This is a genomic window from Streptomyces sp. NPDC059695, assembly GCF_042733785.1.
Classification (GTDB): domain Bacteria; phylum Actinomycetota; class Actinomycetes; order Streptomycetales; family Streptomycetaceae; genus Streptomyces.
Genome location: NZ_JBHWFF010000034.1, coordinates 22,343 through 35,687 on the forward strand (window position 1 = coordinate 22,343; position 13,345 = coordinate 35,687).

A 13,345-nucleotide genomic window follows, 5' to 3' on the forward strand; every position below is an offset into this window, starting at 1 on the left:
CCGGGACTTGCACCTCACGTCGCGTCAGGACCCAGGCTGAACGGCGTACCGACAGAGAGAGGGGCGGACGGCCGATGGGCTACTCCGTGGGACAGGTGGCCGGCTTCGCCGGGGTCACGGTGCGCACCCTGCACCACTACGACGCGATCGGACTGCTCGCACCGGGCGGCCGCAGCACGGCGGGACACCGCCGCTACGACGACGCGGACCTCGACCGGCTCCAGCAGATCCTGTTCTACCGGGAGCTCGGCTTCCCCCTCGAAGAGGTCGCGGCCCTCCTCGACGACCCGCACGCCGACCCGCAGGAGCACCTGCGGCGGCAGCACACGCTGCTGACCGCGCGGATCGGCGAGCTGACGAGGATGGCGGCGGCCGACGAGCACGCCATGGAGGCGAAGAAGATGGGCATCAACCTCACGCCCGAGGAGAAGTTCGAGGTCTTCGGGGACAAGGACCCCGAGCGGTTCGCGGAGGAGACCGCCCGCCGCTGGGGCGGCTCCCACTCCCACGAGCGGGCCCGGGCGCGGGCCGCCGCGTACGGCAAGGAGGAATGGCAGCGGATGAAGGACGAGGTCGACGTGTGGGGCGCCGCCTACGCGGACCTGATGGCCGCGGGCGCGGACCCCCGGTCCGAGGAGGCGATGGACCTCGCCGAGGCCCACCGCAGCCACCTCACGACCTGGTTCTTCGAGTGCCACCCGAAGACCCACGTGGAGCTCGCCGAGATGTACGTCGCCGACGAGAACTTCCACGCGTTCTACGAGTCGATCCACCCGGGCCTGCCGGAGCACCTGCGGGAGGCGGTCCGGGCGAACGCCGCGCGCCTGGCGGGCTGACCGGGGGAGCGGGCGGGTTCAGACGCGCGGCTCGATCACCACCGCCGTGCCGTACGCGCACACCTCCGTGCCGACGTCCGCCGCTTCCGTCACGTCGAAGCGGAACATCAGCACGGCGTTCGCGCCGCGCGCCTTCGCCTGCTCCACCAGGCGCTGCATCGCCTGGTTGCGGGTCTCCACGAGGGTCTTCGTGAGTCCCTTCAGCTCACCGCCGATCATCGACTTCAGGCCCGCGCCGATCTGGCTGCCCAGATGGCGGGAACGGACGGTGAGCCCGAAGACCTCACCGATCACCTGCCGGACCTGGTAGCCCGGCACGTCGTTCGTGGTCACGACCAGCACGTCGGGGTGCGGCCCCTGGCCGCCCCCGTACTCCTCGATGCCCATCGGCATGCACCTCCTGACCCCCAAGCCTCGGGCCGGCGGGCCCGGACCGCATCCCGTGGGGACCGGGTGGAACCGGGTGGCTCCGGCCCGCGTTGATAGCTTGGGGCCAGCCGTCCCCCAAGCCCCCACCACCGCAGGAGCCCGGAACCCGTGAACACGCTTGCCCTCGGACCGAGCTGGCTGGACCCGGACTATCTGATCGGGACCTTTGGTCTGATCGGTGTCCTCGTCATCGTCTTCGCCGAGTCCGGCCTGCTCATCGGGTTCTTCCTGCCCGGCGACTCGCTGCTCTTCACCACCGGCCTGCTGGTCACCACCGGCAAGCTGGACACGCCGCTGTGGCTGGTGTGCACCCTGGTGGTGGCCGCCGCCGTCCTCGGCGACCAGGTCGGCTATCTCTTCGGCCGCAAGGTCGGCCCGTCGCTCTTCAAGCGCCCCGACTCCAAGCTCTTCAAGCAGGAGAACGTCGAGAAGGCGCACGAGTTCTTCGAGAAGCACGGACCGAAGTCGCTGATCCTGGCCCGCTTCGTCCCCATCGTCCGGACGTTCACGCCGATCGTCGCCGGTGTGAGCGGGATGAACTACCGCTCGTTCATCACGTTCAACGTCATCGGCGGCGTCCTGTGGGGCGCGGGCGTGACGCTGCTCGGCGCCTCCCTCGGCAAGGTCGAGTTCGTCCACCAGCACATCGAGATGATCCTCGTCGGGATCGTCCTGATCTCCGTGATCCCCGTCGTGATCGAGCTCCTCCGGGCCCGCTCCCAGTCGAAGAAGAACCCGCCGCGCGGCGACCACGACGCCCCCGGCACGCCGAACCCGCAGTCCCCCCGCGGCCGCCACGCCAAGCGGTAGGAACCGACGCTAGAAACCCCGGGTGCGCTTCGCCGCGCGCCGCGCCGCCGCCGCGCCCGGGGCCTGCATGAAGAGGCGGGCCAGCTCGCTCCCCAGGTTCACGCCGATCGCGATCGCCAGGGCCAGCGCCGCCGCCTTCGCGAGCGAGGCGAAGCCCTGGTCCAGATTGTTCTGGGCGATCGCGAGCACCCCGAAGTACGTCGCCGAACCGGGCAGCAGCGGCCCGATCGCCGCCGTCACGTACGGCAGCGACGAGGTGTGCTCGTAGCGGGCGATCAGCTGCCCGAAGAGCCCCACCAGACCGGCCGCCACCGCCGTCGCCATCACCGTCGAGCCCCCGGCGGTCACCGCGATCGACGCGTAGATCACCCAGGCCACCCCGCCGTTCAGGGTCGCGAACAGCACCGTCGCCCGCGACTGCTGCAGCAGGATCGCGAAGGTCGCGCACAGCACCATCGACGCCAGGATCTGCGTCACCGGCCGCTCCACCGCCCGCAGCGCCCCCTCGGGGTTCAGCTGCGCGTCGAACTGCACGGCGACGTACAGCACCGACAGCACGCCCACCACGATCGCGACGAAGAAGTACGCGACCTCCAGCAGCCGGGCCGAGGCCGTGATGTAGAAGCCGGTCAGGCCGTCCTGCACGGCCGCGACGAGCGCCCGCCCCGGGATCAGCGCGAACAGGCCACCGGTGATCACCGCGGACGGACGCAGCTCCGCGTGCAGCAGCGTCAGGAGCACCCCCATCGCCGCCGGCGGCATCGCCGCCACCAGGAACTGGTAGAACTCCGGCATCCCGCGCCCCGCGAACAGCCACGCGAGACGGTCGCCGAGGACCGCGCCGAGCGCCGCCACGAAGAAGACCGTCGGACCGCCGCCGAGCAGCACCGAGGCCGCACCGGCCAGGACGCCCGCCGCCGCCGTCAGGACCCACCCCGGGTACGGGTGCCGGTTCCGCCGTATCTCCGCGAGCCGCCGGTAGGCCTCCTCGGGCGTCACCTCGTGCGCCTGCGCGTTGATGTCCGCGAGCAGCTGGTAGACGGCCGCGAGCCGCGTGTAGTCGGTGCCCCGGCGGCGTACGGTCCGGTTCGCCGTGATCGGGTCGTCCACCAGCGAGGGCTGGTACGTGACCGACAGCAGGGTGAACGTCACCGTCGGCTCCACCCGGTCCAGACCGTACGAGCGGCAGATCGCGAACATCGCCGCCTCGACGTCCTCCGCGCCCTCCCCGCCCGCGAGCAGCAGCTCGCCGATCCGCAGGGTCAGGTCGAGGACGCGCGGCACCGAGGGCCCGGACTCGTCCTCCTTGCGCGGGGCCTCCGGCACCGGCCGGTCACCCACGGGCAGCCGCAGCATCGTCCGCATCCGGTCCTGCCACGGCGCGTCCTGCGAGAGCCGCACCATCGGCACCCCGTACGCCGGGGTGAACGCGGGCGGCGAGCTCTTCGCCGTGTACGTGGCGGGCGGGGCGAACGCGGAACCCTCCGGCTCCTGCGGCGGCTCGGGCGCCAGCCCCGGCGGCAGGGCGAACTCGGAGGTCGCGTGCTCGTCCTCGGGCGGTGGGGGCTGCTCCACCCCGGCCGGCGGGACGAACGCGCTCCGCGCCTCGTCCGACTGCGGCTTCCGGTCCTCAGGAGCACCGTCGTCCGGCTCCGCCACCACGCTCTCCGCCTCACCCCGGGGAATCCTGGATTCCAGTATGAAGGTGCGACGGACACGCGAAAGGCGGTGCACCCCAAGAGGTGCACCGCCTTCACACGCTCACGGCATCAGGGGCTCAGTGGCCGCCCTGCTCCTTGGCGCGCGCGTACGACTTCTCGATCTCTTCCTCGGCCTCGGCGCGGCCGACCCAGTCGGCGCCCTCGACGGACTTGCCCGGCTCCAGGTCCTTGTAGACCTCGAAGAAGTGCTGGATCTCCAGGCGGTCGAACTCGGCCACGTGGTGGATGTCGCGCAGGTGCTCCATGCGCGGGTCCGTCGCCGGGACGCACAGCAGCTTGTCGTCGCCGCCGGCCTCGTCCGTCATGCGGAACATGCCGATGGCGCGGCACTTGATCAGGCAGCCCGGGAAGGTGGGCTCGTCGAGGATGACGAGCGCGTCCAGCGGGTCGCCGTCCTCGCCGAGGGTGTTCTCGACGTAGCCGTAGTCGGTCGGGTAGGCCGTCGACGTGAAGAGACGACGGTCCAGACGGATGCGACCCGTCTCGTGGTCGACCTCGTACTTGTTCCGCGATCCCTTCGGGATCTCGATGAGAACGTCGAACTCCACGGGTGGCTCCTCCTGAATCAACACAAGTGAATGCTCGCGACGACGCGCGGTGATTAAGTGTCCCTCACGCACGTGTGTGATCGCGAAAGGGGCTGGTCAGCAATGCCGGAGCCGAGGACGTGGCAGCTCACGGCGGGCTCCGCCGCCCTCGGTCTCGTCCTGGCGGCCGTCGCGGCGACCGCGGCCGGACCGTGGGACGGAGGCCAGCGTACGGCCGAGCGGGCCCGCGCCGCCGCCCCGGCGGCGGGTGGCACGCGTCACGCCCCGCCCCCGGCGCCCGCCGCGCCCCGCCGCCCCGCCCCCGCCCCCAGCGCCCCCGGCGTCCTCGCCGCCCTGCGCGCCCCCGCCACCGCCGCCCCCGCGGCGCCCGCCGGACGCGGCGCCGACCTCGCCGCCGTCCTCGTCCCGCTCCTCGCCGACCCCGGCCTCGGCCCGCTCCGCACCGCCTCCGTCGTCGACACGGCCACCGGCCGGCAGCTCTACGGCGAGGGCGCCGGCACCCCCATGACCCCCGCCTCCACGGTCAAGATCGCCACCACCGCGGCCGCGCTCTCCGCCCTCGGCCCCGAGCACCGCATCGCCACCACCGTCACCGCCGCCCCCGACGGCAAGGGCATCACGCTCACCGGCGGCGGCGACCCCACGCTCGACCCGGCCCGCCTGAAGGCCCTCGCCGCCGACACCGCCCGCGCCCTCAAGGCCCTCGGCCACACCTCCGTACGCCTCTCCTACGACACGAGCCTCTACCGGGGCCCCGCCCTCCACCCCATCGGCCCCAACGAGAACATCGCCCCCGTCGTCGCCCTCATGACCCGCGAAGGCCGCCTCGACGACAGCCACAGCGGCCCCGCCCCCCGCACCGCCGACCCGGCCGGCGACACCGCCACCGCCTTCGCCGGCCTCCTCGCCGCGGCCGGGATCGAGGTCACCGGCGACCCCGCCCCCGGCCACACCCCCCGGGCCGACCCGCTCGCCGTCACGCACTCCGCACCCCTCGGCGACCTCGTCGAGCGGACCCTCACGAACAGCGACAACGACCTCGCCGAGGCCCTCGCCCGGCAGACCGCGCTCGCCCGCAGGCAGCCCGCGAGCTTCCAGGGCGCCGAGAAGGCCGTACGCGACGAACTCACCCGGCTCGGCGTCCCCGTCGCCGGCGCCCGCTTCGCCGACGGCAGCGGACTCGACCGCCGCGACCGCGTCTCCGCCGCCCTCCTCACCGGACTCCTCACCCGCGCGGCCGACCCCGCCCGCCCCGCCCTGCGCCCGCTGCTCACCGGACTGCCCGTCGGCGGCTTCACCGGCACGCTCGCCGCCCGCTTCGACACCGACCCCGCCACGGCCGGCGCCGGACTCGTCCGCGCCAAGACCGGCACCCTCACGGGCGTCAACACGCTCGCGGGGACCGTCGTCACCGCCGACGGCCGCCTCCTCGCCTTCGCGTTCCTCGCCGGCCGCACCGTCTCCGCGTCCGAGGCACAGCCCGCCCTCGACCGGCTCTCCGCCGCCCTCGCGGGCCGGAAGTGAGCGCACACGCCCCCCGTCGAACCCTCACCGAACAGGCGCCGAGCCCGTACGGTTGACGCATGACGAGCATCGGTGGCGCAGGCACATCCGGGATGGTCGACTGGAACCTCGCGGTCGCGACCGCGACCCGCCTCGTGCGGCCCGGACCCGAAGTCAGCCGCGACGAGGCCCGCGAGGTCGTCGCCGAACTCCGCAGGCACGCCAAGGCCTCCGAGGAACACGTCCGCGCCTACACCCGGATGATCCCCGAGGGCGCCGAACCGCACGACACGCCCGTCCTCGTCGTCGACCGCGCGGGCTGGATCAAGGCCAACGTCGCCGGCTTCCGCGAGCTGCTCACCCCGCTCCTCGGCAAGATGCAGGAGCGCCGCTCCACCACCCCCGGCAGCGGCGTCCTCGGCGCCGTCGGCGGCAAGGTCACCGGCGTCGAGCTCGGGATGCTGCTGTCCTTCCTCGCCTCCCGCATCCTCGGCCAGTACGAGACCTTCGCCCCCGCCACCCGCGACCTCCCCGCCGGGGCGAACGGCGGCGGACGGCTGCTCCTGGTCGCCCCCAACATCGTCCACGTCGAACGCGAACTCGACGTCTCCCCGCACGACTTCCGGCTCTGGGTCTGCCTCCACGAGGAGACCCACCGCACCCAGTTCACCGCCGTCCCCTGGCTACGTGACCATCTCCAGGGCGAAATCCAGTCGTTCCTCGCCGCCACCGACGTCGACCCCGGCACCGTCGTCGAACGCCTCCGCGAAGCCGCCCAGGCCCTCACCGGCGGACGCCCCGAGGGCGAGGAGGGCGAGCCCTCCCCCTCCCTCGTGGAGCTCGTCCAGACGCCCGAACAGCGCGAGATCCTCGGCCGCCTCACCGCCGTCATGTCGCTCCTCGAAGGCCACGCCGACTACGTCATGGACGGCGTCGGCCCCCAGGTCGTCCCCTCCGTCGCCGAGATCCGCGAGAAGTTCCAGGCCCGCCGCGCCCGCGGCGCCTCCCGCCTCGACCTGGCCCTGCGCAGGCTCCTGGGCCTCGACGCCAAGCTCCGCCAGTACCGCGACGGCGAGCGCTTCGTCCGCGCCGTCGTGGACCAGGTCGGCATGGAGGGCTTCAACCGCGTCTGGACCTCGCCCAACACGCTCCCCACCAAGACCGAGATCGCGGCGCCCGCCGAGTGGATCGCGAGGGTGCACCGTAAGGCAGACTCCTGAGACAGGTGCGGCACACGGCACCAGAACACGTGAGAAGACCCCGCCAATCACCCATCCGAGGGACCCTTGGCATGGGGTGAGGCGTGCAATGCTCGGGTAACGGCCGGGTTTCTGTCACCATCGACGCACTCTGAGTGACCGAACCCCCCTTTCCGACCGTTAAGACTCCGACCGAGGCACCCCACCCCCATCACGAAGGGCACCGGACATGGGTCCCCATCCTGCGGTCGCGGCGATACGCCTGGCGGTCCGCCGCGTACTCCACGACGTCATCACCGAACACACCACCGGCGAAGCGCCGCTGGTGCTCGTCGCCTGCTCCGGAGGCGCCGACTCCATGGCGCTCGCCTCCGCCCTCGCCTTCGAGGCCCGCAAACTTCCCGTGCGCGCCGGCGGCGTCACCGTCGACCACGGCCTCCAGGACGGCTCCGACAGCCGGGCCGCCGAGGTCGCCGGACGCATGACCGCCCTCGGCCTCGCCCCCGTCGAGTCCGTCACGGTCACCGTCGGCCGCGAGGGAGGCCCCGAGGCCGCCGCCCGCGACGCCCGGTACGCCGCCCTGGACGCCGCCGCCGAGCGCCACGGCGCCGCCGCGATCCTCCTCGGCCACACCCGGGACGACCAGGCCGAGACCGTCCTCCTCGGGCTCGCCCGCGGCTCCGGCATCCGCTCGCTCTCCGGCATGGCCGCCGTCTCCGGAACCTCCCGCCGCTACCGGCGCCCGTTCCTCCAGCTCGACCGCCAGACCGTCCGCAAGGCCTGCATCGCGCAGGAACTCGCCGTCTGGGACGACCCGCACAACAGCGACCCCGCCTACACCCGCTCCCGGCTCCGCCACGAGGGCCTCCCCGCCCTGGAGAAGGCCCTCGGCAAGGGCGTCGTCGAAGCCCTCGCCCGAACGGCCCAGCTCTCCCGCGACGACGCCGACGCCCTCGACACGTGGGCCGCCGACGCGGAGACCGCCGTACGGGACGAGGCGGGCGCCCTCGAATGCGCCAAGCTCTTCGGGCTGCCCCCCGCCGTACGCCGCCGCGTCCTGCGCCGCGCCGTCATCGCCGAGGGCGCCCCGGCCGGCTCGCTCTTCGCCCGGCACATCGAGGAAGTCGACCGGCTCATCACCGGCTGGCGCGGCCAGGGGGCCATCAACCTGCCCGGACGCGTCGAAGCGCGCCGTCAGGGTGGCAGACTGGTCATCCGGCAAGGCTGACGCACGCTGCAACGAAAGTGACCCGGGTGAACGAGAAGGACATGGGCACCGACCTCCAGTCGGTGCTCATCACCAAGGAAGAGATCGACGCCAAGCTGGCAGAGCTGGCCGCGAAGATCGACGCGGAATACGCGGGCAAGGACCTGCTCATCGTCGGCGTCCTCAAGGGCGCCGTGATGGTGATGGCGGATCTGGCTCGCGCCCTTTCCACCCCCGTCACCATGGACTGGATGGCCGTCTCCTCCTACGGCGCCGGCACCCAGTCCTCGGGCGTCGTCAGGATCCTCAAGGACCTCGACACCGACATCAAGGGCAAGCACGTCCTGATCGTCGAGGACATCATCGACTCCGGCCTGACCCTGTCGTGGCTGCTGTCGAACCTCGGCTCCCGCGAGCCCGCCTCCCTCGAGGTGTGCACCCTCCTGCGCAAGCCGGAGGCCGCGAAGGTCGCGATCGACGTCAAGTGGATCGGCTTCGACATCCCCAACGAGTTCGTCGTCGGCTACGGCCTCGACTACGCCGAGAAGTACCGGAACCTTCCGTTCGTCGGCACGCTCGCCCCGCACGTCTACGGCGGCTGAGACCCCGTCCTCGCGGGGAACCCGTACCGCCTTCCCTCCGTTGAACCACGGGAAGGCGGTCGCGGGCGACGATGCTGAGGTACCGTCCGAAGAACAGCTTTTTCACACAGCAGCTCTCACAGCAGCATTTTCCTACGGGCAGGAGGGACGGGGCGTTCTCGCTCCGTATGGATGGACGTGAAGCGATACTTCCGTGGGCCGGTCATGTGGATCGTGCTGGCCGTCCTCGCCGTGGTCGTGCTGATGCAGGTCGTCGGCTCGTCCGAGGGCTACAAGACGGTGGACACCGGCCAGGTCGTCCAGGCGATCGACAAGAACCAGGTCAAGCAGGCAAAGCTCACCACCGGTGACGAGCAGATCATCAAGATCGATCTCATCGACGGTCAGAAGATCAACAAGAGCGACAAGGTCCAGGCCAGCTACATCGGCACCCAGGGCGCGGACCTCGCCGACAAGCTCCAGGAGAAGTTCGAGGCCGGACAGATCGAGAAGGGCTACACCGTCTCCCCGACGAAGCAGTCGCCCTTCGTCTCGATCCTGCTCTCGCTCCTCCCCTTCGTCCTCATCGTGGTCGTCTTCCTCTTCCTGATGAACCAGATGCAGGGCGGCGGCTCCCGCGTCATGCAGTTCGGCAAGTCCAAGGCGAAGCTCATCACCAAGGACACGCCGAAGACCACGTTCGCCGACGTCGCCGGCTCGGACGAGGCCGTCGAGGAACTCCACGAGATCAAGGAGTTCCTCCAGGAGCCCGCGAAGTTCCAGGCGGTCGGCGCCAAGATCCCCAAGGGTGTCCTGCTCTACGGCCCGCCCGGAACCGGCAAGACGCTCCTCGCGCGCGCCGTCGCCGGCGAGGCCGGGGTGCCGTTCTACTCGATCTCCGGCTCCGACTTCGTCGAGATGTTCGTCGGTGTCGGCGCCTCCCGGGTCCGCGACCTGTTCGAGCAGGCCAAGGCCAACGCCCCGGCGATCGTCTTCGTCGACGAGATCGACGCCGTCGGACGCCACCGCGGCGCCGGCCTCGGCGGCGGTCACGACGAGCGCGAGCAGACGCTCAACCAGCTCCTCGTCGAGATGGACGGCTTCGACGTCAAGGGCGGCGTCATCCTGATCGCGGCGACCAACCGCCCCGACATCCTCGACCCGGCGCTCCTGCGCCCCGGCCGCTTCGACCGGCAGATCGCCGTCGACCGCCCGGACATGCAGGGCCGCCTGGAGATCCTCAAGGTCCACCAGAAGGGCAAGCCGGTCGCCCCGGACGTCGACCTCGGCGCCGTCGCCCGTCGCACCCCCGGCTTCACCGGCGCGGACCTCTCCAACGTCCTCAACGAGGCGGCGCTCCTCACCGCCCGCAGCGACCAGAAGCTGATCGACAACAAGGCTCTGGACGAGGCGATCGACCGTGTGGTCGCGGGCCCGCAGAAGCGGACCCGGATCATGTCGGACAAGGAGAAGAAGATCACCGCGTACCACGAGGGCGGCCACGCCCTCGTCGCGGCGGCCTCGCCCAACGCCGACCCCGTCCACAAGATCACCATCCTGTCCCGCGGCCGCGCCCTGGGCTACACGATGGTGCTCCCGGAAGAGGACAAGTACTCGACCACGCGCAACGAGATGCTCGACCAGCTGGCGTACATGCTGGGCGGGCGCGCGGCCGAGGAGCTCGTCTTCCACGACCCGACCACGGGCGCCGCGAACGACATCGAGAAGGCCACCGGCACGGCCCGCGCGATGGTCACGCAGTACGGCATGACCGAGCGGCTCGGCGCCATCAAGTTCGGCGGCGACAACACCGAGCCCTTCCTCGGCCGTGAGATGGCGCACCAGCGCGACTACTCGGAAGAGGTCGCGGCGCTGGTCGACGAAGAGGTCAAGAAGCTCATCGAGACCGCGCACAACGAGGCCTGGGAGATCCTCGTCGAGAACCGCGACGTCCTCGACAACCTGGTCCTCGCCCTCCTGGAGAAGGAGACGCTGGGCAAGGAGGAGATCGCCGAGATCTTCACCCCCATCGTCAAGCGCCCGGCCCGCCCGGCCTGGACCGGCTCCAGCCGCCGCACCCCGTCCACGCGTCCGCCGGTGCTCTCCCCCAAGGAGCTCGCCCTGACGAACAGCGCGAACGGCTCGGCGACCCCGACCGTGGACACCACCAAGGGCATCGACATCGCCCCGGTGGACAACCCCGAGGACTGACCTCCCCGGACCCGGAATGGATGCCGCGCCCCCTCAGGTTCTAGCCTGTGGGGGCGCGGCTCTTTCGCGCGCACACATGCAGACGGAACGAGGCAGAGATGACCGACCCGGTGACGCTGGACGGTGAGGGCAGGATCGGCGAGTTCGACGAGAAGCGCGCCGAGAACGCCGTGCGGGAGCTCCTCATCGCGGTCGGTGAGGACCCGGACCGCGAAGGCCTGCAGGAGACGCCGGCGCGGGTGGCGCGGGCGTACAAGGAGATATTCGCGGGCCTGTGGCAGCGGCCCGAGGACGTCCTGACGACCACGTTCGACCTGGGCCACGACGAGATGGTGCTGGTCAAGGACATCGAGGTGTACTCGACGTGTGAGCACCACCTCGTGCCGTTCCGCGGGGTCGCCCACGTGGGGTACATCCCGTCCACCACGGGCAAGATCACCGGTCTGTCGAAGCTGGCCCGGCTGGTGGACGTGTACGCCCGCCGTCCCCAGGTGCAGGAGCGGCTCACCACGCAGGTGGCGGACTCGCTGATGGAGATCCTGGAGCCGCGCGGCGTCATCGTGGTCTTCGAGTGCGAGCACATGTGCATGTCGATGCGGGGCATCCGCAAGCCGGGCGCGAAGACGATCACCTCGGCGGTCCGCGGTCAGCTGCGCGACCCCGCGACCCGCGCCGAGGCGATGAGCCTCATCATGGCGCGCTGAGCCGTACGGCGGAGCGGTACCTCAGGCCCGGGCCTTGCCCGGGCCTTCGTCGTCGTCCTCGGGGAGCTTGCACACCCGCTCCAGGAAGAGGGCGGCGGCGACGACGGCGACGCCCGCCGCGACCGAGAGGGCCGCGTAGAGGGCCTGGTCGCGGCGGGCGGGGATGTCGAGGGAGCCGAGGAGGAAGACGCCCGTGCCGCCGTACATGCCGGCGACGAGGGCGGCGACCAGGGCGCTCGCCTGGCCGAAGACCACCGCGCGGGCCGCCATCAGGGGTTCGACGCCCTTGGCGCCGGGGCGGCGCTCGCGCTGGGCCTTGAGGCGGACGCGGATCGACAGGGCGGTCGCGGTGAGGACGACGGCGATCACGGCGAGGACGATGGGCGCGGCGATCGGCACGCTGGGGAGGGTGCCGACCGCGTCCCAGAGCCGGGCGGCACCCCACGAGAGGATTCCGGCCACGAGGAACAGTCCGGTGAGCACCTTCAGCCGCAGTTGTTTCACCGGATGTCCTTCGTGTCGTCGCGGGGGCGGTCTGGCACGAGCGTAACGACTACTCCGGGAGGTGGAGTTCCAGGTCGGCACGGGGCGTGACGCCTTCGTGGCCGAGGGCGGCGAGGAGCTCGGCCACCGGGCCGTGGCCGGGGATCAGGGCCTCGGGGTCGACGTCGTGCCACGGGGCGAGGACGAAGGCGCGCTGGTGGGCGCGGGGGTGCGGGAGGGTGAGGACGGGGTCCTCGGAGACCACGTCCGCGTACGCGACGATGTCGACGTCGATGGTGCGGGCGCCCCAGTGCTCCTCGCGGACGCGGTGGAAGGCCTCCTCGACGGCGTGGGCCCGCTCCAGGAGGGAGGAGGGCGGCAGCGTCGTCTTCACGAGGGCGACGGCGTTGAGGTAGGAGGGCTGGCTGCCCGGCTCGACGCCCCAGGGGGCCGTCTCGTAGACGGGGGAGACGGCTTTGACCCGGAGGCCGGGGGTGTCGCCGAGGGCGTCGACGGCGCCCTGGAGGGTCTCCAGGCGGTTGCCGAGGTTCGCGCCGAGGGCGAGGACGGCCCAGCGGGGGTTGGAGAGGGTCGTGTCGGCGGCGTCGACGGTCTCGACGACGGACGCGGGCACGGGCTGGACGGTGGGGTCGCTCTGCGTCGGCTTCATCGTCGGCTCCGGGTGATCGTGATGGTCACGTCGTCGAAGGGCACGGTGATGGGTGCGTCCGGCTTGTGGACGACGACTTCCACCTCTTGTACCCCGGCGTGGCTGAGGCATTGCTGGGCGATGCGCTCGGCGAGGGTCTCGATGAGATCGACGGGCTCGCCCTGGACGACGTCCACGACCTCTTCGGCGACGATGCCGTAGTGGACGGTCTTCGTGAGGTCGTCCTCGGCGGCCGCCGGGCGGGTGTCCAGGCCGAGGACCAGGTCCACGATGAAGGTCTGGCCCTCCTCGCGCTCCTTGGGGAAGACGCCGTGGTGGCCCCGGGCCTTGAGGCCGCGCAGCGCGACACGATCCACGCGAATCACTCCTGCTGTCGTAGTTCGGGTGGCCACGCAGCCGGGTGCGGACGGCCGGGTGTCCACTTCGAATCTACCTGCGGGGAC

At 71.6% G+C, this 13,345-nt stretch carries 14 protein-coding genes; 8 read left to right on the forward strand and 6 right to left on the reverse strand.

The window, feature by feature from the left end; genetic code table 11:
• Positions 1–74 precede the first annotated feature (74 nt).
• Positions 75–836, forward strand: a complete 762-nt coding sequence (locus tag ACFV2S_RS31160; protein ID WP_385566573.1) for a MerR family transcriptional regulator — start codon at positions 75–77, stop codon at positions 834–836.
• Between the two features lie 18 nt (positions 837–854).
• Here ACFV2S_RS31160 and ACFV2S_RS31165 read toward each other — a convergent pair whose 3' ends face one another.
• Entirely contained in the window at positions 855–1,223 is a 369-nt protein-coding gene (locus ACFV2S_RS31165) for a YbjQ family protein (protein ID WP_383795533.1), read from the reverse strand.
• 150 nt (positions 1,224–1,373) lie between these two features.
• On the opposite strand from ACFV2S_RS31165, the gene ACFV2S_RS31170 reads away from it, so the two are divergent.
• Positions 1,374–2,075 carry a DedA family protein gene (locus tag ACFV2S_RS31170; RefSeq protein WP_385566576.1) on the forward strand — a complete coding sequence of 234 codons (702 nt, stop codon included), beginning with the start codon at positions 1,374–1,376 and terminating at the stop codon, positions 2,073–2,075.
• A 9-nt stretch (positions 2,076–2,084) separates the two neighbouring features.
• Here ACFV2S_RS31170 and ACFV2S_RS31175 read toward each other — a convergent pair whose 3' ends face one another.
• Positions 2,085–3,737, reverse strand: coding sequence for a threonine/serine exporter family protein (locus ACFV2S_RS31175; protein WP_385566581.1), 1,653 nt, complete (start codon positions 3,735–3,737; stop codon positions 2,085–2,087).
• Positions 3,738–3,852: 115 nt separating this feature from the next.
• Complete coding sequence (locus tag ACFV2S_RS31180; RefSeq protein ID WP_024758444.1) at positions 3,853–4,344, reverse strand: inorganic diphosphatase; 492 nt, start codon at positions 4,342–4,344, stop codon at positions 3,853–3,855.
• A 102-nt stretch (positions 4,345–4,446) separates the two neighbouring features.
• Between ACFV2S_RS31180 and dacB the strand changes: the two genes are divergently transcribed.
• The 6 genes from dacB to folE all read left to right on the forward strand — a co-directional run bounded on the left by dacB (position 4,447) and on the right by folE (position 11,749).
• A complete protein-coding gene (gene dacB / locus ACFV2S_RS31185; protein ID WP_385566585.1) occupies positions 4,447–5,868 on the forward strand; it encodes a D-alanyl-D-alanine carboxypeptidase/D-alanyl-D-alanine-endopeptidase in 1,422 nt (473 codons plus the stop codon).
• A 59-nt stretch (positions 5,869–5,927) separates the two neighbouring features.
• Positions 5,928–7,067: a zinc-dependent metalloprotease gene (locus tag ACFV2S_RS31190; RefSeq protein ID WP_385566589.1), complete on the forward strand. Its 1,140-nt coding sequence runs from the start codon at positions 5,928–5,930 to the stop codon at positions 7,065–7,067.
• 208 nt (positions 7,068–7,275) lie between these two features.
• A complete protein-coding gene (gene tilS, locus ACFV2S_RS31195) occupies positions 7,276–8,274 on the forward strand; it encodes a tRNA lysidine(34) synthetase TilS (RefSeq protein ID WP_385566593.1) in 999 nt (332 codons plus the stop codon).
• A 41-nt stretch (positions 8,275–8,315) separates the two neighbouring features.
• The gene (hpt, locus tag ACFV2S_RS31200; RefSeq protein ID WP_030219931.1) at positions 8,316–8,855 is read left to right on the forward strand and encodes a hypoxanthine phosphoribosyltransferase; all 540 of its coding nucleotides are present in this window, start codon (positions 8,316–8,318) and stop codon (positions 8,853–8,855) included.
• Between the two features lie 171 nt (positions 8,856–9,026).
• Complete coding sequence (ftsH, locus tag ACFV2S_RS31205) at positions 9,027–11,045, forward strand: ATP-dependent zinc metalloprotease FtsH (RefSeq protein WP_385566597.1); 2,019 nt, start codon at positions 9,027–9,029, stop codon at positions 11,043–11,045.
• 98 nt (positions 11,046–11,143) lie between these two features.
• Entirely contained in the window at positions 11,144–11,749 is a 606-nt protein-coding gene (gene folE / locus ACFV2S_RS31210; protein ID WP_383791310.1) for a GTP cyclohydrolase I FolE, read from the forward strand.
• Positions 11,750–11,770: 21 nt separating this feature from the next.
• Here folE and ACFV2S_RS31215 read toward each other — a convergent pair whose 3' ends face one another.
• The 3 genes from ACFV2S_RS31215 to folB are packed head-to-tail and all read right to left on the reverse strand — an operon-like array spanning position 11,771 to position 13,258.
• Positions 11,771–12,253, reverse strand: a complete 483-nt coding sequence (locus ACFV2S_RS31215; RefSeq protein WP_385566603.1) for a DUF3180 domain-containing protein — start codon at positions 12,251–12,253, stop codon at positions 11,771–11,773.
• 49 nt (positions 12,254–12,302) lie between these two features.
• Positions 12,303–12,902 (reverse strand): 2-amino-4-hydroxy-6-hydroxymethyldihydropteridine diphosphokinase, encoded by a 600-nt coding sequence (gene folK, locus ACFV2S_RS31220; RefSeq protein WP_385566606.1) that lies wholly within the window; start codon positions 12,900–12,902, stop codon positions 12,303–12,305.
• The gene (gene folB, locus ACFV2S_RS31225; RefSeq protein WP_116160313.1) at positions 12,899–13,258 is read right to left on the reverse strand and encodes a dihydroneopterin aldolase; all 360 of its coding nucleotides are present in this window, start codon (positions 13,256–13,258) and stop codon (positions 12,899–12,901) included. The genes folK and folB overlap by 4 nt, the downstream gene beginning before the upstream one ends.
• Positions 13,259–13,345: the final 87 nt, after the last annotated feature.

Coding starts and splice junctions, on each gene's coding strand:
- ACFV2S_RS31160 (WP_385566573.1), top strand. CDS start 75: ATGGGCTACTCCGTGGGACAGGTGGCCGGCTTCGCCGGGGTCACGGTG.
- folK (WP_385566606.1), bottom strand. CDS start 12,902: ATGAAGCCGACGCAGAGCGACCCCACCGTCCAGCCCGTGCCCGCGTCC.
- ftsH (WP_385566597.1), top strand. CDS start 9,027: ATGGACGTGAAGCGATACTTCCGTGGGCCGGTCATGTGGATCGTGCTG.
- tilS (WP_385566593.1), top strand. CDS start 7,276: ATGGGTCCCCATCCTGCGGTCGCGGCGATACGCCTGGCGGTCCGCCGC.
- dacB (WP_385566585.1), top strand. CDS start 4,447: ATGCCGGAGCCGAGGACGTGGCAGCTCACGGCGGGCTCCGCCGCCCTC.
- hpt (WP_030219931.1), top strand. CDS start 8,316: ATGGGCACCGACCTCCAGTCGGTGCTCATCACCAAGGAAGAGATCGAC.
- folE (WP_383791310.1), top strand. CDS start 11,144: ATGACCGACCCGGTGACGCTGGACGGTGAGGGCAGGATCGGCGAGTTC.
- ACFV2S_RS31190 (WP_385566589.1), top strand. CDS start 5,928: ATGACGAGCATCGGTGGCGCAGGCACATCCGGGATGGTCGACTGGAAC.
- ACFV2S_RS31165 (WP_383795533.1), bottom strand. CDS start 1,223: ATGGGCATCGAGGAGTACGGGGGCGGCCAGGGGCCGCACCCCGACGTG.